This is a genomic window from Phytohabitans kaempferiae, from assembly GCF_042433955.1.
In the GTDB taxonomy this organism is placed as follows: domain Bacteria; phylum Actinomycetota; class Actinomycetes; order Mycobacteriales; family Micromonosporaceae; genus Phytohabitans; species Phytohabitans kaempferiae.
In genome coordinates this window covers 1-874 of sequence record NZ_JBHLUH010000106.1, presented here as the reverse complement: position 1 = coordinate 874, position 874 = coordinate 1, and the positions used below count along the sequence as shown (strand labels likewise).

Genomic DNA, 874 nt, shown 5'->3' with positions numbered 1-874 from the left:
GCGGGTGATGGGTTGTGCTGTTTTGTGGTTGTGCCAGATCGCGGCTGCCATGGCCAGCAGGCGTTGCGCGATCCGGACGGCGATGCCGGCGAAGGTGCGTCCGCCGTGCATTTCGAGGTCGAGTTGGCCTTTGAGGGTGTCGTTAACTGACTCGATCAACTGCCGGACCGCTTTGAGTAGCGCTTGCCCCGAGCGGGGCTGTTCCTTCTTGCGCGCTGGGCGCAGCAGGGTGGCCCCGCGTTCGGCCAGATCGGCTTCGAACCGTTTGGAGGCGAAGCCCTTGTCCGTGATCATGAGCAGGCCGGGGCGGGCGGCGAGAAGTTGTGGTTCACGGTCGAGCATCGCTTCGACTACCTCGCGTTCGCCGAGCTTGGCGTCGGCCAGCGCCCAGAGGATCGGCATGCCGGTCGGGGTGCAGATCAGGTAGAGCCGCAGCCCCCAGAAGAATCGGCTGTGTGAGGCGCAGTAGCCGTAGGCTGCCCAACCGGCGGCGTCGGAGCGTTGCACGGTTGGGCGGGACATCCCGCACGGGATCGGGGTGGAGTCGAGGATCCAGTGGGTGTCGAACCAGAAATCGGTGTCGATGGCCAGGGCGCGGATGAAGTGTTTGACCAGCGGTAGGGCCGAGCGCAGCCGTCGGTTGTAGCCGGACTGGGTGGGTTGGTACGGGAACAGATGGCGCTGATGTTTGTCCAGGTGGCGTAGCCAGCGACGTTCTGATCGGTAGCCCAGTAGGGCTTGCATGACCGCCATGGTGAGCAGTTCCGGGTCGGTCAGTTTCGGAGGGATGCCGCCGGGCGGGCGTGAGATGGCCAGCTCGGGTCGGGTACGCATGTCATCGTCGATCTTGACGTACAGTGCGATGGCGAGGGTC

1 protein-coding gene is annotated in these 874 nt (G+C 65.0%); it reads right to left on the bottom strand.

The genetic code is table 11. The annotated features are described in order from the left end of the window. Window positions 1–874 (bottom strand): IS982 family transposase (locus tag ACFFIA_RS42410; protein ID WP_377262970.1); only part of this gene is annotated, 874 nt, incomplete at both ends.